The sequence below is a fragment of the Roseateles oligotrophus genome (genome assembly GCF_025717515.1).
Lineage (GTDB): Bacteria > Pseudomonadota > Gammaproteobacteria > Burkholderiales > Burkholderiaceae_C > Paucibacter_A > Paucibacter_A oligotrophus.
Genome location: NZ_JAJIRN010000006.1, coordinates 148,381 through 170,396 on the forward strand (window position 1 = coordinate 148,381; position 22,016 = coordinate 170,396).

17 protein-coding genes are annotated in these 22,016 nt (G+C 61.7%); 1 reads left to right on the plus strand and 16 read right to left on the minus strand.

What is annotated here, in order from left to right; all coding sequences use genetic code 11:
- Window positions 1-7 precede the first annotated feature (7 nt).
- The 11 genes from narH to LNV07_RS14160 all read right to left on the minus strand — a co-directional run bounded on the left by narH (window position 8) and on the right by LNV07_RS14160 (window position 15,067).
- The gene (narH, locus tag LNV07_RS14110; RefSeq protein WP_263571802.1) at window positions 8-1,531 is read right to left on the minus strand and encodes a nitrate reductase subunit beta; all 1,524 of its coding nucleotides are present in this window, start codon (window positions 1,529-1,531) and stop codon (window positions 8-10) included.
- Window positions 1,532-1,691: 160 nt separating this feature from the next.
- Window positions 1,692-5,477 (minus strand): nitrate reductase subunit alpha, encoded by a 3,786-nt coding sequence (locus tag LNV07_RS14115; protein ID WP_263571803.1) that lies wholly within the window; start codon window positions 5,475-5,477, stop codon window positions 1,692-1,694.
- A 26-nt stretch (window positions 5,478-5,503) separates the two neighbouring features.
- Window positions 5,504-7,156 (minus strand): MFS transporter, encoded by a 1,653-nt coding sequence (locus LNV07_RS14120; protein ID WP_263571804.1) that lies wholly within the window; start codon window positions 7,154-7,156, stop codon window positions 5,504-5,506.
- Between the two features lie 30 nt (window positions 7,157-7,186).
- On the minus strand, window positions 7,187-8,500 hold the full coding sequence (locus LNV07_RS14125) for an MFS transporter (protein ID WP_263571805.1): 1,314 nt from the start codon (window positions 8,498-8,500) through the stop codon (window positions 7,187-7,189).
- Between the two features lie 233 nt (window positions 8,501-8,733).
- On the minus strand, window positions 8,734-9,396 hold the full coding sequence (locus LNV07_RS14130; RefSeq protein WP_263571806.1) for a response regulator: 663 nt from the start codon (window positions 9,394-9,396) through the stop codon (window positions 8,734-8,736).
- Window positions 9,397-9,425: 29 nt separating this feature from the next.
- Window positions 9,426-11,333, minus strand: coding sequence for a type IV pili methyl-accepting chemotaxis transducer N-terminal domain-containing protein (locus LNV07_RS14135; protein WP_263571807.1), 1,908 nt, complete (start codon window positions 11,331-11,333; stop codon window positions 9,426-9,428).
- An 87-nt stretch (window positions 11,334-11,420) separates the two neighbouring features.
- On the minus strand, window positions 11,421-11,624 hold the full coding sequence (locus LNV07_RS14140) for a hypothetical protein (RefSeq protein ID WP_263571808.1): 204 nt from the start codon (window positions 11,622-11,624) through the stop codon (window positions 11,421-11,423).
- 162 nt (window positions 11,625-11,786) lie between these two features.
- Window positions 11,787-13,475, minus strand: a complete 1,689-nt coding sequence (locus tag LNV07_RS14145) for an MFS transporter (protein WP_263571809.1) — start codon at window positions 13,473-13,475, stop codon at window positions 11,787-11,789.
- Between the two features lie 182 nt (window positions 13,476-13,657).
- Window positions 13,658-14,308 (minus strand): 2-hydroxychromene-2-carboxylate isomerase, encoded by a 651-nt coding sequence (locus tag LNV07_RS14150; protein WP_263571810.1) that lies wholly within the window; start codon window positions 14,306-14,308, stop codon window positions 13,658-13,660.
- Between the two features lie 16 nt (window positions 14,309-14,324).
- Window positions 14,325-14,558: a DUF1289 domain-containing protein gene (locus LNV07_RS14155; RefSeq protein ID WP_263571811.1), complete on the minus strand. Its 234-nt coding sequence runs from the start codon at window positions 14,556-14,558 to the stop codon at window positions 14,325-14,327.
- Window positions 14,555-15,067: a YbaK/EbsC family protein gene (locus tag LNV07_RS14160; protein ID WP_263571812.1), complete on the minus strand. Its 513-nt coding sequence runs from the start codon at window positions 15,065-15,067 to the stop codon at window positions 14,555-14,557. The genes LNV07_RS14155 and LNV07_RS14160 overlap by 4 nt, the downstream gene beginning before the upstream one ends.
- A 457-nt stretch (window positions 15,068-15,524) precedes the next feature.
- Here LNV07_RS14160 and LNV07_RS14165 point away from each other — a divergent pair, with 457 nt between their 5' ends.
- Window positions 15,525-16,091 carry a GGDEF domain-containing protein gene (locus LNV07_RS14165; RefSeq protein WP_263571813.1) on the plus strand — a complete coding sequence of 189 codons (567 nt, stop codon included), beginning with the start codon at window positions 15,525-15,527 and terminating at the stop codon, window positions 16,089-16,091.
- A gap of 450 nt (window positions 16,092-16,541) precedes the next feature.
- Here LNV07_RS14165 and LNV07_RS14170 read toward each other — a convergent pair whose 3' ends face one another.
- The 5 genes from LNV07_RS14170 to LNV07_RS14190 all read right to left on the minus strand — a co-directional run bounded on the left by LNV07_RS14170 (window position 16,542) and on the right by LNV07_RS14190 (window position 21,947).
- Window positions 16,542-17,723 carry an acetate/propionate family kinase gene (locus LNV07_RS14170; protein ID WP_263571814.1) on the minus strand — a complete coding sequence of 394 codons (1,182 nt, stop codon included), beginning with the start codon at window positions 17,721-17,723 and terminating at the stop codon, window positions 16,542-16,544.
- A complete protein-coding gene (locus tag LNV07_RS14175) occupies window positions 17,720-18,664 on the minus strand; it encodes a phosphate acetyltransferase (protein ID WP_263571815.1) in 945 nt (314 codons plus the stop codon). The genes LNV07_RS14170 and LNV07_RS14175 overlap by 4 nt, the downstream gene beginning before the upstream one ends.
- A gap of 10 nt (window positions 18,665-18,674) precedes the next feature.
- Complete coding sequence (locus LNV07_RS14180) at window positions 18,675-21,017, minus strand: DUF3141 domain-containing protein (protein ID WP_263571816.1); 2,343 nt, start codon at window positions 21,015-21,017, stop codon at window positions 18,675-18,677.
- A gap of 64 nt (window positions 21,018-21,081) precedes the next feature.
- The gene (locus LNV07_RS14185) at window positions 21,082-21,573 is read right to left on the minus strand and encodes an EVE domain-containing protein (protein ID WP_263571817.1); all 492 of its coding nucleotides are present in this window, start codon (window positions 21,571-21,573) and stop codon (window positions 21,082-21,084) included.
- Window positions 21,570-21,947, minus strand: coding sequence for a VOC family protein (locus LNV07_RS14190; RefSeq protein ID WP_263571818.1), 378 nt, complete (start codon window positions 21,945-21,947; stop codon window positions 21,570-21,572). The genes LNV07_RS14185 and LNV07_RS14190 overlap by 4 nt, the downstream gene beginning before the upstream one ends.
- Window positions 21,948-22,016: the final 69 nt, after the last annotated feature.

Here is a 22,016-nt window from a genome sequence, read left to right on the forward strand (position 1 = left end):
CGCCGCCTCACACCGTAGCTTTAATCGAGATAGTCCGCTTCTTGGGGCCGCCGAACAGGCTGGTCTCGGTCTGCCCGTCGGAGCAGCCATTACCAAAGCTGAAGCCGCATCCGCCGCGCATATCAAAGGTGTTCTCCGCATATTCGCGGTGCGTGGTCGGGATCACGAAGCGATCTTCGTAATTGGCAATCGCCATGGTCTGGTACATGTCCTCGACCTCGTTTTTGAGCAGGCCGACCTGATCCAGCACCGCCTTGTTCTCGACGCCGTCGACATGCTTGCTGCGCTGGTAGGCGCGCATCGCCAGCATCCGCTCCAACGCCCGCTCAACCGGCGGCACATCGCCTGCGGTCAGCAGATTGGCCAGGTATTGGACCGGGATGCGCAACTGCTTGACGTCCGGAATCTGACCATTGATACCCAAAGCCCCCGAGTTGGCGGCAGCGCTGATCGGTGACAGCGGCGGCACATACCAGACCATGGGCAGCGTGCGGTACTCGGGGTGAAGCGGCAAGGCCACCTTCCACTCCACCGCCATCTTGTAGACCGGGCTCTTGCGGGCGGACGCCATCCAGGCGTCGGGGATGCCGTCCTTGCGCGCCTGCTCAATCACCTTGGGATCATTCGGGTCGAGGAAGATATCCAGCTGCGCCTGGTACAGATCCTTGTCATTGACGACGCTGGCGGCTTCCTGAATGCGGTCCGCGTCATACAGCAGCACGCCCAGGTAACGGATTCGTCCAACGCAAGTTTCCGAGCAGACGGTCGGCTGGCCGGCCTCGATGCGGGGATAGCAGAAGATGCATTTCTCGGCCTTGCCCGACTGCCAGTTGTAATAGATCTTCTTGTAAGGGCAGCCCGACACGCACATGCGCCAGCCGCGGCATTTGTCCTGATCGATCAAGACAATGCCGTCCTCCTCGCGCTTGTAGATCGAGCCGGACGGGCAAGACGCTACGCAGGCTGGGTTCAGACAATGCTCGCAAAGACGCGGCAAGTACATCATGAAGGTGTTTTCGAACTGACCGTACATCTCCTTCTGGACGTTCTCGAAGTTCTGGTCCTTGCTGCGCTTGGCGAACTCGCCACCGAGAATTTCTTCCCAGTTCGGGCCCCATTCGATCTTCTCCATCCGTTTGCCGGTGATCAGGCTGCGCGGGCGTGCCGTCGGCGGCGCCTTCGACTTCGGCGCCGACTGCAGATGGTCGTAGTCGAAGGTGAAGGGCTCGTAGTAATCGTCGATTTCGGGCAGATTGGGGTTGGAGAAGATGCGCATCAGCAACTTCCACCTGCCGCCCTGGCGCGGTTCGATCGCGCCATTGGCCTTGCGGTGCCAGCCGCCGTTCCAGCGGTCCTGGTTCTCCCATTCCTTCGGGTAGCCGATGCCGGGCTTGGTCTCAACATTGTTGAACCAGGCGTATTCGACACCGGGGCGATTGGTCCAGACGTTCTTGCAGGTGACCGAACAAGTGTGGCAACCAATGCACTTGTCCAGGTTCAGCACCATGCCGATTTGAGCGCGCACTTTCATCGCGTGACTCCTTGAATAACTTGCTGTCTTGTGGGATTTGATAAACCGGATTCGAAAGCCACGGGGGTGCGAACTGTGTCTAATAGAAGCAAGGAGCTGGCTATCAGTCCGCACCGCCGGGCCGTCGAAACTGGTCTCATCAACATGTTTGAGTCACGTTTCAGGCGTGCGCAGCGGCGGCGTTGGTGGGCTCGTCGTCCAGCCAATCCACCTTGGCCATCTTGCGCACCAGCACGAACTCATCGCGGTTGGTACCAATCGTGCCGTAGTAGTTGAAGCCGTAGCTCAGCTGCGCATAACCGCCAATCATGTGGGTCGGCTTGGTGACGATGCGGGTGACCGAGTTGTGGATGCCGCCGCGCGTGCCGGTGATCTCCGAGCCCGGTGTGTTGATGATCTTCTCTTGCGAGTGATACATCATCACCATGCCGTTCTTGACCCGCTGGCTGACCACCGCCCGCGCCGCAATCGCGCCATTGGCGTTGAACAGCTCGACCCAGTCGTTGTCGACGATGCCGGCGCTCTTGGCATCGTCCTCGCTGATCCAGATCACCGAGCCGCCCCGGTTCAGCGTCAGCATCATGATGTTGTCGCTATAGGTCGAGTGGATGCCCCATTTCTGGTGCGGCGTGATGAAGTTGAGCGCAATCTCGGTATGGCCATTGGGTTTGAGACCTTGCACTTCCACGAGGGTCTTCAAATCGACCGGCGGACGATAGCTGCAGAAGCCCTCGCCGAAGGCCTGCATCCAGGCGTGGTCCTGGTAGAACTGCTGACGGCCCGTCAGAGTGCGCCATGGGATCAGCTCATGCACATTGGTGTAGCCGGCGTTGTAGCTGACTTTCTCGCTCTCAAGCCCCGACCAGGTCGGGCTGGAGATGATCTTGCGCGGCTGCGCCTGGATGTCGCGGAAGCGGATCTTCTCGTCCTCGCGGTGCAGCGCCAAGTGCGCATGCTCGCGACCGGTCTGCTTGCTCAAAGCCTCCCAGGCCTTGACCGCCACATGGCCGTTGGTCTCGGGTGCCAACTGCAGCACGACCTCGGCCGCATCGATATCGGTCTCGATCTTGGGCATGCCCTTGGTCACGCCTTCATCGCGCACACGGCCGTTCAAGTCGCCGAGTTGCTCGACCTCGGTCTCGGTGTTCCAGCTGATGCCCTTGCCGCCGTTGCCGACCTTGTTCATCAAGGGGCCAAGCGCGGTGAAACGCTTGTACAGGTTCGGGTAGTCGCGCTCCACCACGGCGATCTGCGGCGCGGTCTTGCCGGGGATCAGCTCGACCTCTCCCTTCTTCCATTCCTGCACCTCGAAGGCCTGCGCCAACTCGGCCGGGGTGTCGTGCATCAACGGCGTCAAGACCAGCTCTTTTTCGACGCCCAGATGGCCGACGCAAAGCTCGCTGAAGGACTTGGCGAAGCCCTTGTAGATCTCCCAATCGCTGCGCGCCTGCCAGCCCGGATCCACCGCCGTAGACAGCGGGTGAATGAAGGGATGCATGTCCGAGGTATTGAGGTCGTTCTTCTCATACCAGGTCGCGGTGGGCAAGACGATGTCCGAGTACAGGCAAGTCGTGCTCATGCGGAAGTCCAGCGTCACCAGCAAGTCCAGCTTGCCCTCGGGCGCCTTGGCATGCCATTCCACTTCTTCCGGCTTGACATCATCCTTGCCCAAGTCTTTGCCCTGCACACCGTGGGTCGTGCCCAAGAGATGCTTGAGGAAATACTCATGGCCCTTGCCCGAGGAGCCGAGGATGTTGGAGCGCCAGACGAACATATTGCGCGGCCAGTTGGCCGGGTGGTCCGGGTCCTCGCAACTCATGCGCAACGAGCCTTCCTTCAGGCTCTTGACCGCATAGTCCTTGGCGTCCATGCCGGCTGCGGCCGCGTCCTTGACCACCTGCATCGGGTTGGTCTGCAGTTGCGGGGCCGATGGCAACCAGCCCATGCGCTCGGCGCGCACGTTGTAGTCGATCAGGCTGCCGCCGTACTTGGCCTTGTCGGCCAGCGGGGACAGGATCTCGGACACGTCCAGCTTCTCATAGCGCCACTGGTCGGTATGGGCGTAGAAGAAGCTGGTCGAATTCATCTGCCGCGGTGGGCGGATCCAGTCGAGCGCGAAGGCCAAAGCCGTCCAACCGGTCTGCGGACGCAGCTTTTCCTGGCCGACGTAATGGGCCCAGCCGCCGCCCGACTGGCCGATACAGCCACACATCATCAGCATATTGATGATGCCGCGGTAGTTCATATCGCAGTGGTACCAATGATTCATCGCCGCACCGATGATGACCATCGATTTGCCACGGGTCTTGTCGGCGTTGTCACCGAACTCACGGCCGACGGTGATGATCTGCTCACGCTTCACACCGGTGATGGACTCCGCCCAGGCTGGCGTGTAGGGCAGGTTGTCGTCGTAGCTCGTTGGGCAGTCATCACCCAGGCCGCGGTTGATGCCGTATTGCGCGACTTGCAGATCGAACACCGTCGCGACCAGGCATTCGGCCGCGTCGGCATGCTTGCCCAGCTTCATGCGCACGACCGGCACATTGCGGCTCAGCACGTCTTGCTGCTTGTTGGACTGGAAGTTCGGCGTGTCGATGCCGCCAAAATAAGGGAAGCCGACGGTGGCGATCTCATGCGCCTGCTCACCATCTTCGAGCACCGACAGCTTCAGCTTGACGTCGCTGTCGTGTACGGCCTCTTTCGATTCGAGGTTCCACTTACCCAGGTCCGGCCGCTCGCCGGCACCCCAGCGGAAGCCGATCGAGCCGTTCGGCAGCACCACCTTGCCGGCGGTATCAAAGGCCAGTGTCTTCCAGTCGGGGTTGTTGTCCTGGCCGAGCTTGCCGCCAAAGTCGCTGGCGCGCAGATAGCGGTCGGGCACCAGCAACTCGCGGCCGTCGGCGGTGGTGGTCTTCTTCATCTTCACCAACAGCGGCAGGTCGGTGTAGCGGCGGGCGTAATCGTCAAAGTAGGCGGAACGTTTGTCGAAGTAGAACTCCTTCAAGATCACATGGCCCATCGCCATCGCGATCGCGGCGTCGGTGCCCTGCTTCGGGTGCATCCAGATGTCGGCCAGCTTGGCGACTTCGGAATAGTCTGGCGTCACCGCCACCGTCTTGGCGCCCTTGTAGCGAACCTCGGTGAAGAAGTGAGCGTCCGGCGTGCGCGTCTGCGGAACGTTGGAGCCCCAGGCGATGATGTAGTTGCTGTTGTACCAGTCGGCGCTCTCGGGCACGTCGGTCTGCTCGCCCCAGACCTGCGGGCTGGCCGGTGGCAGGTCGCAATACCAGTCATAGAAGCTCATGCAAACGCCGCCCATCAGGCTCAAGTAGCGGCTGCCGGCGGCATAACTGATCATCGACATGGCAGGAATCGGCGAGAAGCCGATCACGCGGTCGGGGCCATGCTTCTTGACCGTGTAGATATTGGCCGAGGCGATGATCTCGTTGACCTCATCCCAGGTCGAGCGCACAAAACCGCCCAGGCCCCGGTCTTTTTGCCATTCGGTGCGCTGTTCCTGGTTTTCGACCAGGTTGGTCCAGGCATCGACCGGGCTCTTGGCCACGCCGCGTGCGGCGCGCCAATGCTTGAGCAAGGAGCCGCGCACCATCGGGTATTTGACCCGGTTGGCGCTGTACAGATACCAGGAGTAGCTCGCTCCCCGCGCGCAACCACGTGGCTCGTGGTTGGGCAGATCGGGCCGAGTGCGCGGGTAGTCGGTCTGCTGGGTTTCCCAGGTGACGATGCCGCCCTTGACATAGATCTTCCAGGAGCAGGACCCGGTGCAATTGGTACCGTGGGTGGAGCGCACGATCTTGTCATGCGCCCAGCGGGCGCGGTAGGCGTCTTCCCAGGTGCGATCTTCGGCGGTGGTCACGCCGTGCTCGTCGGAGAAGCTTTCTTTGGGCTGAGCAAAGTAGCTCAGACGGTCGAGGAAATGGCTCATGGTCTTATTCCTTTTTTTCTCTCAATTCAGGGGTTCTTGACGTAGGCATTGGCGCGCAGATAGAACCACCAGTTCAAAACCAGACAAACGGCGTAGAAGACGGCAAAACCGTAGAACGCGTATTGCGGCGTGCCGGCCTTGATTTGCTGACCGATCAGCACCGGGGCGATGAAGGCGCCGTAAGCCGCGACGGCCGAGGTCCAGCCCAGCACCGGGCCGGCTTGGGTCTTGTCGAAGATGAAGCCAACGCTGCGGAAGGTCGAGCCGTTGCCCACGCCGGTGGCGGCGAACAGCAGGATGAACAGGCCCATGAAGAGCTGGAAATACTGCTCCGGCGTGCTTGAGCTGTAGGCCTGCATCATCACGTAGCCAACCGCTGCGGAAGCGAACACCATGATGGCCGAGATCGCCTGCGTGACGATGGAGCCACCGACCTTGTCGGCGATCCAGCCGCCGATGGGGCGCACCGCCGCGCCGACAAAGGGGCCGATCCAGGCATAGGTCAGTGCCGACGGGGCATTAGGATTCTTCAGCGCATGCTGCATCACACCGGCGGCATCGGGCGCATGGATGAAGCCGAAGATCACCGTGATCGCCAAGGGCAAGGCCATCGAGAAGCCGATGAAGCTGCCGAAGGTCACCACATACAGCGCCGTCATCGCCCAGGTGTGCTTGTTCTTGAAGATCGCGAACTGCTTGGCCACGCCCTCCTTCATTGTGCCGAAGGCGGCCAGCTTCATCACCAGCAAAGCCGCAATGATGTCGAGTGGAATCGCCACCCACATATTCAGCAGACCCAGGCCCGTCGGAGCCGGCAGGTAGAGGTAGAGCATGCCGATCGATGGCACAAAGGCCAGCGAGTACAGATAGGTGATCTTGGCAAAAGCGGTCAGCGGCGAGCCGGTATCGGGCGACACCGTCTTCAGATTACTCATGCCGAACCAGCACAGAATCGACAGCGGCACCAAGGACACCACCCAGGCGAAACCGGCGTTCTGAATCCAGGTCGGCGTGCCGGCCAGAATCTTGCCGAGAATCCAGCCGCTGTCCTTGATCAGCGGCCGCGAGTCGCCACCAAAGGCGCCGAACAGGCCGACCGTCATCACCAGCGGGATCACGATCTGCATCGTCGTGACGCCGAAATTACCCAGACCGGCATTCAGACCCAAGGCGGTGCCCTGCAAGCGCTTGGGGAAGAAGGGGCTGATATTGGACATCGAGGAGGCGAAGTTGCCACCACCCACGCCCGACCACAGCGCCATCAGCTGGAACACCCACAGCGGCCACTCGGGATGCTGCAGCGCCACACCGGTGCCGATGGCGGGAGCCAAGAGCATCGCGGTGGTCAAGAAGATGGTGTTGCGCCCACCCGCCATGCGGATCAGGAAGGAGGCCGGGATGCGCATGGTGGCGCCCGAGATGCCGGCGATGGCCGTCAGCGTGAACAGCTCGTCCTTGCTGAAGGGGAAGCCCAGGTTGAGCATCTGCACCGTGATGATGCCCCACATGCCCCAGACCGCGAAGCCGCAGAGCAGCGCAGGGATCGAGATCCAGAGGTTGCGGTAGGCGATCTTCTTGCCGGTAGATTCCCAGAACTTTTCGTCCTCGGGCCGCCAGTCGGCAATATCTGCCGACCCGCCATCGGCGACGGGTGCGCCGGCCTTGCTCATGGTGTTCATATCTTTTTTATTCCTTTGTTGACGCTCGACTCAGCGAGCGAAGGACTGCGAAATGGGCGAAGCGGGGGCGTTCTTGCCCATCATTTCGGTCTTGCGAACTTCGGTCCAATACATCCAGATCAGCGAGACCCAGACCACCGCATACATCAGCATGAAGGCGCTGGAGCGGATGCCGGTCAAGTCCATCAAGGCGCCGAACATGATGGGCAGCACGAAGCCGCCGAGGCCGCCGGCCAGACCGACGATGCCGGAGATGGTGCCGATATTCGCGCCGTAGTCATCGCTGATGTACTTGAAGACGCTGGCCTTGCCGAAGGCCCAGGCAATGCCCAGGGTGAACATCAGGCCGGTGAAAACATAGACATTCAGGCCGATGTGGAAGGTCTTGGCGCCGTTCACCGTCATCACGGTGAAGTCGGTTTGCGGGTAGGACAAGATGAACAAACAGATCCAGCTGACCCACAGCACCCACCAGGTGACGTTGTGCGCGCCATGCTTGTCCGACATCCAACCCCCCACCGCACGCAACACGCCGCCCGGCAAGGAGAAGCAGGCGGCCAGCAAGGCGGCAACGCGAATGTCGAGGCCGTATTCGCCGACGTAGTACTGCACCATCCACAGGCTCAGCGCCACATAACCGCCGAACACGATGGAGTAGTACTGGCAGTATTTCAAGACCCGCGGGTCCTTCAAGGCCTTCAACTGCGACACGAAGCTGGCATTGCTGGTCACCAGATGCTTGTCATCCGAATGGCTGAAGAACCAGAACAGGATGGCGGTGCCGAGCAACACGGCGGCATAGACATGCGGCACCATGGTCCAGCCGAAGGCCACCACCAAGCCAGGGGCCACAAACTTGTTGACCGCCGCACCGGAATTGCCGGCGCCGAACACGCCCATCGCGAAGCCCTGCCGATTCTTCGGGAACCAGCGCGCCACATAGGGCGTGCCGACGGAAAAAGAGCCGCCGGCCAGGCCGACGAAGAGGCCGATCACCAGAAAATGCCAGTAGGCGGTGGCATAACTCATCAGCCAGATGGGCAAAACGCAGGCCATCATCAGGCAGAAGAACACGATGCGGCCGCCGAATTTATCGGTCCAGATACCCAGCGGCACGCGGATCAGCGAGCCGCTCAAGACCGGCATCGCGGTCAGCAGGCCGAACTCGGTCGAATTCAGATTCAGCGCCTTCTTGATCGGGATGCCGATCACGCCGAACATCATCCAGACCATGAAGCAAACGGTGAAAGCCAGCGTGCTGACGATCAACACACTGAGCGCCTTGCGGCCATTGCTGGCAGCTTGGCCACTGGCACCGGCGGGACTTGCGGGATTCACAGACATTGAGGTTCTCCTCTTTTGTATGTCTATGACTATCCGAGATCACGACCCTCGCGAACATCCTTCCATGGGCCCCCTTGCCGACAGCAGAAGAACGATGGCGCTACGCCGCCGATAGTTCTTTGGAACTAGCTCACCAGGCAGTGGCCCAAGGTTTGCGCTGGATCAAGGCGGAGCTCGTCTTCAGCTTGGGCAGATTGCGGCCGGCTTCAGCGGCCAACAATGCAAGAGCCCGACTAGCCCAGGCCCCGCTCGCTCGCCCACACCGCCACCTGCACCCGCGAACTCAGGTTCAATTTGCGCAAAATATGCTGGACGTGGATCTTCACCGTCGTTTCAGCGATGCCCAGCGTGCGGGCGATTTCCTTGTTGCTGGCGCCGCGCACGATTTCGCGCAGCAACTCCTGCTCGCGTGGCGACAGCAGCGACTCCTCGACCAAGGCGCTAACGGGCGCAGCCGGCGGCGCCGCGGCGCTGGACGCCTTGAAGACGCGCACCAACTTGTGCGTCATCTCGGCGCTGACCACCGATTCCCCGCCAACCGCCCGGCGGATCGCCGCCGCCAGGTCTTGCCCATCGATGGTCTTGAGCAAATAGCCGGCCGCACCGGCGCGCAGGGCGGCGGCCAGGTCCTCTTCGTCTTCGCTGACGGTCAGCATGATGAACTGCGTATCCGGAGCGATTTCCAATAGCCCAGGCAGCAAATCAACCCCGCGCACACCGGGCATGTGGTTGTCCAGCAAGACCACGGCGGGCTGCAAGTCTTTAACCCGACGCAAGGCCTCGCTGCCGTCTGCCGCTTCACCCACCACCTCCAGCCCCGGCTCATGCGCCAACAAGGCGGTCAGGCCGCGCCGAAACAGGCTGTGGTCGTCGACCACCATCACACGAATATTCATTGCAGTCACACTGGGCTCAGCCGCATAACTCATGCGGACTCGGATTCAAGATTCTGCAGCGCCGCCAAGCGGCTCTGGGGTGGCAAGGTCAAACTGATCTGCGTGCCCTGCCCGACCTGGCTGTTGACTTGCAACTTGGCGCCGATGCGCTGAGCCCGCTCACGCATGATGTGCAGGCCGACATGGGTTTCATCGAAACGCCCGGTCAGCGCATCAAAGCCGGAGCCATCATCGCGCACCTCGAAACGCCACTGCGGCGCCTGCGTCACACGCAACTCCACCGACTTTGCACCGGCATGCTTGCGCACATTGGAAAGTGCTTCCTGCAAGACATGCAAGACCTGCACCTGCTGATCCGGCGGCAAGGGCACGCCCTGGCCGGCAATGGTCAGATGCGTGCTCAGACCACTTTGCAGCTCGAACTTGGACAGCGTCGCGCGCAGCGCATGGGCAATGTCCTCGTGGCCGGGGCGCGTGCGGAAGTGCAAGAGCAACTCGCGCACATCGGCATAACTCTCGCGTACACCGGTATCAATCTCGGCCAAGCTGGCTTCAACCTCGGCTGTTTTGCCATCTTTGATCGCATGGCGCAGCAATTGCACCTGGATTTTCAAAAAGGCCAGAGACTGAGCGATCGAGTCGTGCAACTCTTGCGCCATCAGATTGCGCTCCTCGCTGACGGCCATTTCACGGTCGCGTGAGGCCAGGCGCAGGTTATCAAGCTGGGTCGCCACCTGACCGGCCAAAGCATCGAACAAATGGCGCTCCTCGTCCGAGATATGGCGCTCACCGTAATAGAACAACTCCACCTCGCCGACCGTGCGATTGGGCGTGCGCATGGGCACCGCTACCACCGTCTGATAGCCGGCAGCCTCGCAATGCTTGAGCTTCTTTTCACCCAAGGCGCGGATCGGGATGATGCGAGCACCGATCACGGTCTCAAGGTGCTCGCCGCAAGCGCAATCACCGCGCCGCACACAGGCCTCGGCCGTGGCCATGCTCGCAGGCAAGCGCACCTGACCCAACATCAGCAGGCGCTCGCCGTCCTCGGCCGCCAAGCGCACTGCCGCCGCGTCGGCACCGGCAATGCGGCTGATCTTTGAGGCAAATTCCTGCGCCAGATCTTCGATGCTGGGCTGGCTTTGCACCGCCATCAGCGCGACATCGTAGAGCGCGGCCAGGCGTTCGTTCTGGCGCGCCAGATCCGCCGTCTTCTCGGCCACTTTTTGCTCCAGGCCCCGATAGGCGCCCTCGAGCGCGTCGGCCATGGCATTGAAGCCCAAGGCCAGCGACGCGAATTCTTCGACCGTGTTGCGCTCATCGATGCGCTGAGAAAAATCGCGCGCCGCCATCTGCTTCAAGCCATCACGCAGGCGCTGCAGCGGCTGAATAATCCAGACAAAAGTACCGGACACAAACACCACCGAGGCCGCCGCCACCAGCACCACCAGGCCGAAACACAGGCCGCCGAGCAAGGCGGTGCGAGTGGCAATCGCGTTCTCTATGGCCGAAACAAAGGCATCAACCGTGTTGACGAATTGATCGGCTTGGTGACGCAGGGCCGCGCCATCGGCTGGCGCAAGCAGCTTGCCGCGCAGAGGCAGCCAAGCCAACTCGACTTCGGCGAAACGGTCGAGACTGGCCTGGTTGTCGGGAATAAAGAGCGGCCGCGAAGGATCGCCGTTACGCAGGCTCAACACCATGGCGTCAAACTTGGCCACACCGTCCACCACATCGGCGTGCTCGCCGGCCTGATGCATCAGCGTCAGCCGATAGGTCAGCATGCGCATGCGACCGGCCTCGTTGATAGCCCCCGCCCCGCCTTCCAACTGCCATGACACCCATAGCGTGAAGGCGATCGAGGCCAGGGCCACGACCAAAAAGGTGGTTTGAATCAGGGCGAGCTTGCCCGCCAGACTTCTAAAGAGCTTGCGCATGCCGCAGCGTACATCAGCAAGACGGGGCGCTATTGATGTATATCAAGCTACGCCCGCCCAATGATTCCTTTGACGCGGCAACGCCGGTCAGTTAGAGGCAGCCGAAGCTGGCGTTACAGCGGCATCCGCTACGGCCGATGCTGCCGAAGCGCCAGAAGCTGCCGTGCCTTCGGCATGCGGCGCAGCCACATCGTGCTTCTCTCCGCCCATGTCAATGTTTCCGCCGCTCTTCATCAAGATGAAGATGGCCAGAGCAGCGAAGACGGCGAAGCCGACGAGAATTTTCCACATGATTCGATTCCAGTTCAAAAAGGTGAGCGATAAATTTCATTGTTGCCGGCCTTGCTGACTCCAGCCTGAGCAAAGTCAGCGAAAAGCGCCCGTCAATAAAAAAGGGGCAGCCCGAAGGCCACCCCGTTCAAATCAAGCGTTTGACGCCGAGGCGATTGCCTCTTAGTCGTTCGCGTAAATATCCACGTCCTTGGTCTCACGCACGAACAGCAGGCCGATCACCAGCGTCATTGCGGCGACGCCGATCGGGTACCACAGACCGTGATAGATGTTGCCGTTCTGCGCCACCATCGCGAAGGTGATGGAAGGCAGCAGTCCACCGAACCAGCCGTTGCCAATGTGATAAGGCAGGCTCATCGAGGTGTAACGAATGCGGGTCGGGAACAACTCCACCAACATCGCGGCGATCGGGCCGTAGACCATGGTCACGTACAAGACCAGCACGAACAGGATCGCCACCACCAGCGGCTGGTTGATCTTGGCGGGGTCGGCCTTGGCGGGGTAGCCGGCGGCCTTCATCGCTTCGCTCAATTCCTTCTTGAAGGCGGCGATGCCCTTGGCACTGGCTTCGTCAAACTTGTGCCCACCGGCCATCACCGTAGCGTTCAGACCATTGATGGCCTTGTCGCCGACCTTGACCAGGGCCACCGATCCGGCTGGGCCGGCAATGGTTTCGTAGCTGGCCGAAGATTGAGCCAGCGCACGCTTGGCGATGTCGCAGCTGCTGGTGAAGTCGACTTCACGAGCAATCGGGCTGCCCTGGAAGGAGCAAGTGGCCATGTCGACCGTCAGCGTGATCTGGGCGCTAGCTTGCGCCTTGGCCAGGTCAGGGTTGGCGGCATTGGTCAGCGCCTTGAACAGCGGGAAGTAAGTAACGATGGCGAGCAGCAGGCCGGCCATGATGATGGGCTTGCGGCCGATCTTGTCCGACAAGGTGCCGAAGATCACGAAGAACGGTGTGCCCAAGAGCAGCGAAACCGCCACCATGATGTTGGCCGTGGACATTTCCACTTTCAAGACGCTGGTCAGGAAGAACAACGCATAGAACTGGCCCGAGTACCAAACCACGCCCTGGCCGGCAACCAGACCGAACAGCGCCAGCATGACAATTTTGAGGTTCTTCCACTGACCGAAGGATTCCGACAGCGGCGCCTTGGAGGTCTTGCCCTCGGACTTCATCTTCTGGAAAGCAGGGCTTTCGTTCATCGACAAGCGGATCCAGACGCTGACGGCCAGCAACAAGATCGACACGATGAAAGGCACGCGCCAGCCCCAGTCACCGAAGGCGGTCTCGCCGATCAGCGTGCGGGTACCCAGAATCACCATCAGCGACAGGAACAAGCCCAGCGTTGCGGTGGTTTGGATCCAGGAGGTGTAAGCACCACGTTTACCATGTGGCGCATGTTCGGCCACATAGGTTGCGGCACCGCCGTACTCACCACCCAGAGCCAAGCCTTGCAGCATGCGCAGGCCGATCAAGATGACCGGAGCGGCGACGCCGATGGTGGCGTAATTGGGCAGCACGCCGACGATGAAGGTCGACAAGCCCATGATCAGAATCGTCACCAAGAAGGTGTACTTGCGACCGATCATGTCGCCCAGACGGCCGAACACCAAAGCGCCGAAGGGGCGCACGATGAAGCCGGCGGCAAAGGCCAGCAAGGACGCGATGAACGCCGCTTGCGGGTCAAGCCCCGAGAAGAATTGCTTGGCGATAATTGGCGCCAAAGAACCGTAGAGGTAAAAGTCGTACCACTCGAACACGGTGCCCAGCGAGGAGGCGAAGATGACCTTCTTCTCTTCACCCGTCATTGGCGTGTTGCTCGTGGAGACTGCTGTTGCAGTTGCCATGGTGGATGTCTCCAAATTGTTGCCTGAGAACCACCGACCGGCAGCTCTTGGTGCAACTATGGAAGCGCCCTCTGACCCCACTCTGACGCCGCGCTGAACGTTCGCTTACAAAATCCGCTGAAACCCTTGCCTATGATTTCATGATGCAAAATTTAATCCAGATCAAGGGTAAGTCCCGGGGGTCAATGGCTGGCGCGCCGCACGCCGGGCCTTGGTCTGGCGGCCGCCTCCCAGGCACCCTGCTCAAACCAGGGGTCACCGCGCAAATAAGCCGCTAGCATTTCGAGTGAATCAAGGCCCCAAAAAAGACGACCATCCACCTCAATCGTCGGCACGCCGAAGACGCCCAGTTCCAGCGCTTGTTCGGTCGCACCGCGCAAGGCCTCCTTGATCTCCTCGCTGGCGACATCGCGCACCGGGGTCAGGTCTTGCGTCAGCTGAGCCAGGCGCTCCGGCTGATTGGCATCGGCGCCCTCGCCGCGCCAGACATGGCGGAGGATCTTCTCGACCTGCAGGCGATTCGGCGTGCCACCGGCGGGCGCACAGGCCCAGGCCAGGCGCAGCAGCGGCAAGGGGTTGAACGGGTGCTGCGCCGGCACTTGCAAAGGAATATTCAGCTGGTGCGCGGCCCAAGCCACTTGGCGGAAGGTCCACTGACGCTTGGGTTCGATCTCGGCCGGGCCTTTTTGGCCCAAGGCATGCAGCAGGGCCGCGAACAGAATCGGCCGGTACTCGACGCTGTAGCTGATGCCGCTCAAGGCTTCGGGTAGACGCTCGAAGGCCAGCGCCGCGTAGGGCGAGATCGGGTCGAAATAAAAACGCAATTGCTTCATGGTGGGGCTTGGCCTTTCAAGGCTCGTGGGTTTGTTCGGCGGCGCTGAAAATGCCAAGGTCGAGCAAGTGCTCGCGGCGCGGCGGCAAGCGGCTCAAAATCTCCAAGCGGGCAGCGTCGTCGGACTTGGACCAGACAGTGATTTCAGGAATCGTGCGCGCGCAACCCTCGCAATAACCGGTCGGCTGATGGATCTTGCAGACATTGGTGCAAGGTGATTTGACCGCAGGGGCGCTGACAAGGGTCGTCATGCTTGCACCACGTCGATCACCGGCGCGCCGGTCAGCGCGGTCAACTCGGCCGGCGACATCTTGAACACGCCATTGGGGTGGCCCGCTGCGGCCCAAATCACCTCGAAGCGAAACAGCTCCTGGTCGATAAAGAGCAAGGGCTGCGGCGCATCAGCGGCCGGCAAAAACCCCAAGGGCGAGACGCCGCCGATCGAAAAACCGGTGCGCGCCTTGACGTAGTCCGCGTCGGCGCGGCCCAGCGGGCCGGCATGCGGGACGAGCTTCTTCTCGTCCACGCGTTTGTCACCCGAGGCGATCACCAGCACGGCGGCCTCGTCCGACTTGCGTTTGAAAACCACCGATTTGGCGATCTGCCCCAGGCTCACGCCCAAGGCATCGGCCGCCTCCTGCGAGGTGCGTGCGGCCACCTCCAACCATTCCGGTGCGTGGGCATGGCAGGCCTCGGCCAGCGCCGCTTGTACGCGAATAAAGCCGTCCGGGCGTTCGCTGCTGTTTTGAATTTCACTCATGTCGCCATTGTCTCAGGCCGGCAGGTGCCCTTGCCCAGGCAGGCCTTTCACCCTCGGCAATGCTTTGCTCAATTTCGTCGATCAGCGGCAGCAGGTCGGCCACACCGTCGATGACTAAATGCGCGCCATCGTCAAGCAATTGGCACGTGGCCTACTTGCAAGCCCGGCACGGTGTCATCCACCTGAGCCACCTCGACCGGAATCGGACAAGTTGCGCGCCATCATCAGGGGACCAGGGCTTGTGGTGGCGCACCGGGACCTGCGCTGCGGGTCTGCGAACACCTCTAGGGCCTGAAAGGTCGATGCGCGTCGCGTCTGATCGAGCCGTTCTTGATCGAAGGCGAGTCGGCAAATTAAGCCGGATCAGGAACTGAGCGCAAAAACATCGGGATTTGGAGGATGTCAAAGCTCGCCGGCCTGCATACTATGGGCTCTCAGTTCCTGAATGGAGTGCTCAATGCCCAATCTGATTGCCGAACAATTGACCGGCCTGCTGGATCGCCAAGCCCTGCAGAGCCTGATGGAGCAGGCGGCCACCGCGGCGCGAGCGAGCGCGCAGCCACTGGCCGTGCTAACGCTGGATCTCGACCACTTCAAGGCCTATCTGGAAGACCAAGGCCATGCACAAGCCCAAACCGTGCTGACACGGGCGGCCAATCTATTGACTTCGCTGCTGCCTGCCGGCGCCAGCCTCGCCCATTTGGGTGGCGATGAATTCGTGATGCTGCTGCCGGCCACCGACCTTGCCGCGGCTGTCGCCACCGCCGAGACGCTGCGTCTTGCCGTCGAGACAGAATTCGCAGCGCTTACCGGCCCGGCGCCCTTGACCGTGACGCTGGGTGCCGCCGCCAGCCCGACCGGGGCCGACTGGACCGCCCGCAGCCTGCTGGCCCTCGCAGATGCCCGCATGACCTTTGGCAAAAAACGCCTGTTGCCGCACCACAACCGGGTCTGGTCCGGCACCCTGCCCTCCGATTGGTACCCACGCTTTGATGTTCAGGCAGAGGTCTGGCCAAGCATTTGATTGCTCGCCTCTGACGGGGCTTCGGCAAAGGGGGCCGCAATGTTGGCTGCGGCCCTGCCATCCCACCCGGCATGCGGTTTCGCTCCGGGCGATTCGGAGCGCTGAGCTCTTGAGGGTTTGTGCAAACCCTGTCGATCAAGGCAAGAACTGATCGGCACGGCCTTGATGCCCGCGCCGCCCAGGCGCCCGCCAAGGCCCAGGCATGATCCTGGCCCTGCATCAACAAAAGGCCGTGCAGTTTGCCCAATGAGGCCGGCTTTTCTTTGACTCAAACGCTGGCGTCACTTTTCAAGATTCGCTCGATCGTGCACGGCGCTGGCTGCGGGACTCGCACATCAGCACCAGCGGGACGATCTCTTTGACAGAATGCCCAAGCTTGCAAGGATCGAAGACGGTCTTGCCGAGCTCGTTCGCGAGGGGTCGAGCGCGCGAACGATGCCTTGCGGCCTTCTATTCAGCCAGCAGCCGCCGGGTATGGCGGGCAATCATCAATTCCTCATCGGTCGGAATTTTCCAGGCCGACAGCTTGCTGGCCGGTGCGCTGATCCTCGCGAGCCCGCTCTGATTGGCCGACTCATTCAGCTCAAGACCTAACCAGGCCACCGCACGGCACACGCGCGCACGAATTTCGGCGCTGTTCTCACCGATACCGCCGGTGAACACGAGCGCGTCCAGCCCGCCCAAGGCGGCGGCCAGCGAGCCCAACTCACGCACGATGCGGTAGACATACAGGTCCACCGCCAGCTTGGCGCGCGGCTCCTCACTCGCCAGCAGCGTGCGCATATCGCTGGACAGGCCGGACACGCCCAACAAGCCCGACTGCTTGTAGAGCAGATCCTCGATCGCCCGCGCGTCCAGGCCATGTTGGTCGATCAGATAGAGGATGACACCCGGGTCCAAGGCGCCGCAGCGCGTGCCCATCGGCAGGCCGTCCAGCGCGGTGAAACCCATGGTGCTAGCAACACTGTTGCCGCCGGAGATCGCGCACATGCTGGCGCCATTGCCGAGATGCAAGACTACGCAGCGGCCCTGCGCGGCGGCCGGGTCGAGTGCCGGCAACGCCGACGCGATGTATTCGTAGGACAGGCCATGAAAGCCATAACGCCGCACGCCCTCGTCATGCAAATCCTTGGGCAAGGCGAACATCTGCGCCAACTCGGGCTGCGTGCGATGGAAGGCGGTATCGAAACAAGCCACCTGAGGCAAATCGGGCAGGCGATCAAGCAGAAGGCGAATCGGTTTGAGGTTGTGCGGCTGGTGCAGCGGTGCCAGCGGGTTGAGCTTTTCAAGCCTCTCGACCGTCTCGGCGTTCAGGCGCAGCGGTGCGGCGAAATCAAGCCCACCGTGCACGACCCGGTGGCCCACGGCGACCAAGCTGTGCTGCCCGAGTTCTTCACGCAAAAAGTCGGCCAGGTAGGCGATGGCGCCATCATGTCCAAGCGGTAGCCCCTGCGGCCAATCGTTTTCGCGCATCAACAGGCCTTGCGCCTGCTTGGCCTTGAAGCGAGTCGAGGTGTAGAGCCCCTCCAGTTGGCCACCAAGAAAGAACTCCAAGGACTCGCCTTGCTCAAGAAAGAGCGAGAACTTGATGCTGGATGAGCCGGCATTGAGGACCAGAATGGCCCGGCTCATGGCGCCACTGCCTTGGCGGCGTTCACGCGCCTGGCTTGGGCGACCAGGACCCCGACCGCGCAGGAGGCCAATCGGGTTTGCAGCGAATCGGCCCGACTGGTCAGGATGATGGGCACGCGCGCGCCCAACACGATGCCGGCGGCATCGGCTTCGGCCATAAAGCTCAGGCTCTTGGCCAGCATATTGCCGGCCTCCAGGTCGGGCACCACCAGGATGTCGGCGCAACCGGCCACCGGCGAGTTGATCTTCTTGATCTTGGCGGCACCCAGGTCGATCGCGTTGTCCAGCGCCAGCGGGCCATCGAGGATGCCGCCGGTAATCTGGCCGCGCTCCGCCATCTTGCACAAGGCGGCCGCCTCGATCGTTGACGGCACGGCCGGGTTGACGGTCTCCATGGCGGACAGGATCGCGACCTTGGGCTCTGCCATGCCAAGCGCATGGGCAAGGTCGATCGCGTTTTGGACGATGTGAACCTTGTCCTGCAGCGTCGGGAAGATATTCACCGCCGCATCGGTAATGATCAGCACCTTGTCGATCGCCGGCACGTCCATGACGAAGCAGTGGCTGACCCGCCGACCGGTGCGCAAACCGGTATCGCGTTTGACGACCGCGGCCATCAACTCATCGGTGTGCAGGCTGCCCTTCATCAGCATTTCGGCCTTGCCTTCGCGGGCGAGGCGAACGGCGATCTCGGCCGAGCCCACGCTATGCGGTGCATCAAACAATTGACAGCCGGAAATATCGAGATCGAACTGCGCTGCGAGAGCCTCGATGCGCCGCTTGGGGCCGACCAGAATGGGTTTGAGCAAACCCATCTCGGCGGCCTGCAAGGCGCCACGCAAGGAACTCTCATCGCAGGGATGCGCCACCGCGCAGGCGACCGGCGCCAACTCCTTGCAGTGCGCAATCAGGCGATCGTATTTTTCGTGTTTGCGTTCCATGCTCTTCCTTTTAGGGCTTGCTTGCCTTGACGGCATTGGCCTTGGCTGGCGCCTTGCGGGCCGCCTTGGTTGCCGCCTTGGTTGCCGCCTTGGTTGCCGGTTTTGGCGCCGGTTTAGTTGCCGGTTTTGGCGCAGTTACTGGCTGCTCAAGGGCAAGCACCTGATCGACCTCAAACAGCTGCTCAATCTGCGCCAAGCGCTGCGCCCGTTCGCCGCTCACCGTGCCGGTCGCCTGAAGAATTCGGCGGATCGCCTCCAACACCAGGGCACGGCTGCTGGCATCGGCAGGCAACATCTGCGGAATCGCCGCGAGCGCCCCCTCGGTATCGAGCTTCAGGCTGAAGTACTGCTCGCGCAGGGTCTGCTTGAATTCCTGCAGCGGCATGGCGTAATTTTTGGAACGGATCTCGCGCAACTCCTTGAAGTTGCGCTCATCGACGCCCTCCCCGCCCATGCCGATATAGACCAGCGCACGAATGGCCGCCTCGCGCGCGCCGCCCTCGGCGATGCCGGCCTTGAGCTCGGCAATGCGTCGCTCGATGGCCGCCCGGCGTTCGGCCTCGATCCCTGGGCCTCGGCGCGGCGCCTCGTCCGGCGCCCCCAAGCCGACCATGGCCTGCAGCAGCGGCGAGCTGTAGATCGCCAGAAAGGTTTTCTCCGTCATGCTGTCACGCATATCACGATAAGCGTCCAGCGCAGCCGTGATCTGCTGCGACGCCATCGCTTGCCACTGCAATAAGGGGTTATCTGGCGACACCGGTTGGCGCTGCTCACGCACCTGCTCGGCAAGGCGGGCAATTTGCGGGGTCAGCGGATTACGCTCCGAGAAGATCTCAAACGGCAACTCGGCAGCTTTGAGTTGCCGCATCAACTCGACCGTCTGATCATTGACAAGCGACTTGACCAAGGGCTGAACCAGCGAACGATACAGGCCGAGGTTGATCTCCGACACCCGCCGGGCGGCGGCAAAGCGTCGCTCGTTCTCCAGGCTGGGAGCCACGATGGTCCGAATATCACTCAAGCTGCGCGGCTCGAAGCGCACGATCCACTCGTCGTTGATGTCGCCTTGATTGACGGTATCGGCCGTCTTGGGCGAGATCACCGCCTCGTACAAACCGGGCGGCAAGACATCGATCAGGTCGATATTGGACGCGAATTCCTGATGCTCCTTCTTGGCCACGCCGGCCGAGACAAAGATGCCCAGATGGCCGACGGTTTCATGGATCGTGTAGATGATGGTCTGGCCGCAAGCGAGTAACTCGTTGTCGGAGGCATAGAGATCAACGATCCAACCGAGCGCCTGCTGCGGCGGCGTGATGTTGTCGCCTTTGGAGCAAAAGCAGACGATGGGCGAGCGGATATTGCGCAGATCGATCCGCTCCCCCGCCTTGGTCAGGATCTCGCCGGTGGCGAGGCGGTTGCCTATGAAGAGCTCATCAACAATCCATTGGATCTCTTCGGCGTTGAGCTTGACATGGCCGCCCCACCATTTTTCGAATTCGATGAAGCGCGGCCCCTCGGTATCAACCTTGGACCAGAGCGCGTAGTTCTTGCCCCACAAGGTGTTGGCGGGGTTTTGCTTCTCGAAATTCTCGACCAGATAGGCGCCGTCAAATTTGCCCTGGCCCATATCACCCGCTAACGCCGTCATCCAACTGCCTCCGGCCAAGCCACCGGCGTAGCGCATTGGATTCTCACCCTCGACGCCGGCCCAATAGGACAGCGGCGAGCCCGGAACGATGATGGGGCCGAACAACTCGGGCCGCAGCGCCGCCAGCATCATCACCGCCCAGCCGGCCTGACAGTTGCCGATGACACAGGGCTTGCCTTCGGCTTGCGGATGCAGCGCGATCACCTTTTCCAGGAAGATCGCCTCGGCATACATGATGTCTTCGATGGTCTGGCCCGGCATCGGCTCGGGCGTGAAGCCGACGAAGTAGCAAGGATGGCCGGCCCGCATGGCCACACCAATTTCGCTGTCGGCCTTGAAACCGCCGATGCCAGGCCCATGACCGGCGCGCGGATCGACCACCACGAAGGGCCGCTTCAAGGGATCAATCGTCACACCGGGCGCTTCTTTGATGTGCACCAGCAAGTAATTGACCGGCTTCTCGAAGCGGCGGGCATCGAGTACCAGCTCGGCATCAAAACTCAGCACATGCGGTACGTTCTTGCCCTTCTGATCGTAATACTGCTGGCTGCGCTGGCGCATCACGTCCCAGAACAGAACGTTGCGCTGCATCAGATCCACCATGTACTCGCCGGCCGGGCCACAGGCTTGCAGGGCGCTCGTCATGCCGGCCATGGTGACCATCGCGGCCGCGGGAACTTGCTGATTCGGTACCGTTGACATATCGACCTACTCCATGGAACTGAAGTCAGCCTAGCACGGGGATGTGAATCATTTTTGACCGGTATCAAGCATGCGAATGGCAGGCCCTGCGCACCGCCATCTCCTCGGCAAGCAAGCCCATATCGTGATCGCTGATTTCGAACAGGCCGAAGCGCAGCTGATAACCCCAGTTCCTTTGTCCACGCGAAAACTCGAGCCGCTCCAGCACGGTTTGTATTGGCAGCTCGCGACTGGCCCGCCAAGCCACATCGCGCCGAAACGGCACAAAGCCACCGCCCATATCAAATGCATAAGGCGAGCGGTCCAGCACCTCGCCCAGGGCGGTGAAGGACTGCAGCCTGTCTTTGCCGCCGAACTGGGTGCTGGGCGAGTAATACGCCACCCGGTCGCCGGGCCGCAAACGCCGCAGCGGCGCGGCCTTGCCATGGCAGACCTGCATAAAGCCTTCGGCACGCCCGCGCCGCACATGCTCGGCGCTGGCCACAGCGATCCAGTTTCGGACCACCGGCAACGCCTCGGGCTCAAAACCCGGCAGGCTTGCGTTCAACGCCCTCATTGCGGGTGCGGCGCAAAGGCCCGCAACCGGTGACCATCCGGATCAACTGCGGTGAAGGTGTAGCCGAAGTCCATCGAGGTGGGCGACTGAATGATGGGCAGGCCAAGCGCCATCCATTCGACATGCAGGCCGTCAACGGCGGCCATGTCCCGCTGGGCAAAGGCCAACTCGCTGCCGGCCTTGGCCGAGCCCGGAGCGACCATGGGCTCCACCGTATGGCGTGCCCACAAACCCAGCATGACACCGGAGTCGAGCGCGAACATGGCAAAGGTTGGCGTTGCCTCGATGGGCTCGCGGCCCAGCAAGCGCGCATAGAAGGCCGCGCTCTCGGGGGGGCTGCTGACATAGAGAAGAATGAAATTGGGCTGCGTCATGTCGATGAACCTTCTACTGTCTGATTGAAGAAGCGTTCATCGTAAAAACCGGCGGTGTCAATTTCTGGC

Bases quoted from the DNA above. Each gene is read 5' to 3' on its own strand.
- LNV07_RS14125 (WP_263571805.1), bottom strand. From the start codon at position 8,500: ATGTCTGTGAATCCCGCAAGTCCCGCCGGTGCCAGTGGCCAAGCTGCC.
- narH (WP_263571802.1), bottom strand. From the start codon at position 1,531: ATGAAAGTGCGCGCTCAAATCGGCATGGTGCTGAACCTGGACAAGTGC.
- LNV07_RS14165 (WP_263571813.1), top strand. From the start codon at position 15,525: ATGCCCAATCTGATTGCCGAACAATTGACCGGCCTGCTGGATCGCCAA.
- LNV07_RS14150 (WP_263571810.1), bottom strand. From the start codon at position 14,308: ATGAAGCAATTGCGTTTTTATTTCGACCCGATCTCGCCCTACGCGGCG.
- LNV07_RS14160 (WP_263571812.1), bottom strand. From the start codon at position 15,067: ATGAGTGAAATTCAAAACAGCAGCGAACGCCCGGACGGCTTTATTCGC.
- LNV07_RS14145 (WP_263571809.1), bottom strand. From the start codon at position 13,475: ATGGCAACTGCAACAGCAGTCTCCACGAGCAACACGCCAATGACGGGT.
- LNV07_RS14170 (WP_263571814.1), bottom strand. From the start codon at position 17,723: ATGAGCCGGGCCATTCTGGTCCTCAATGCCGGCTCATCCAGCATCAAG.
- LNV07_RS14140 (WP_263571808.1), bottom strand. From the start codon at position 11,624: ATGTGGAAAATTCTCGTCGGCTTCGCCGTCTTCGCTGCTCTGGCCATC.
- LNV07_RS14115 (WP_263571803.1), bottom strand. From the start codon at position 5,477: ATGAGCCATTTCCTCGACCGTCTGAGCTACTTTGCTCAGCCCAAAGAA.
- LNV07_RS14180 (WP_263571816.1), bottom strand. From the start codon at position 21,017: ATGTCAACGGTACCGAATCAGCAAGTTCCCGCGGCCGCGATGGTCACC.
- LNV07_RS14175 (WP_263571815.1), bottom strand. From the start codon at position 18,664: ATGGAACGCAAACACGAAAAATACGATCGCCTGATTGCGCACTGCAAG.
- LNV07_RS14155 (WP_263571811.1), bottom strand. From the start codon at position 14,558: ATGACGACCCTTGTCAGCGCCCCTGCGGTCAAATCACCTTGCACCAAT.
- LNV07_RS14130 (WP_263571806.1), bottom strand. From the start codon at position 9,396: ATGAATATTCGTGTGATGGTGGTCGACGACCACAGCCTGTTTCGGCGC.
- LNV07_RS14185 (WP_263571817.1), bottom strand. From the start codon at position 21,573: ATGAGGGCGTTGAACGCAAGCCTGCCGGGTTTTGAGCCCGAGGCGTTG.
- LNV07_RS14190 (WP_263571818.1), bottom strand. From the start codon at position 21,947: ATGACGCAGCCCAATTTCATTCTTCTCTATGTCAGCAGCCCCCCCGAG.
- LNV07_RS14120 (WP_263571804.1), bottom strand. From the start codon at position 7,156: ATGAACACCATGAGCAAGGCCGGCGCACCCGTCGCCGATGGCGGGTCG.
- LNV07_RS14135 (WP_263571807.1), bottom strand. From the start codon at position 11,333: ATGCGCAAGCTCTTTAGAAGTCTGGCGGGCAAGCTCGCCCTGATTCAA.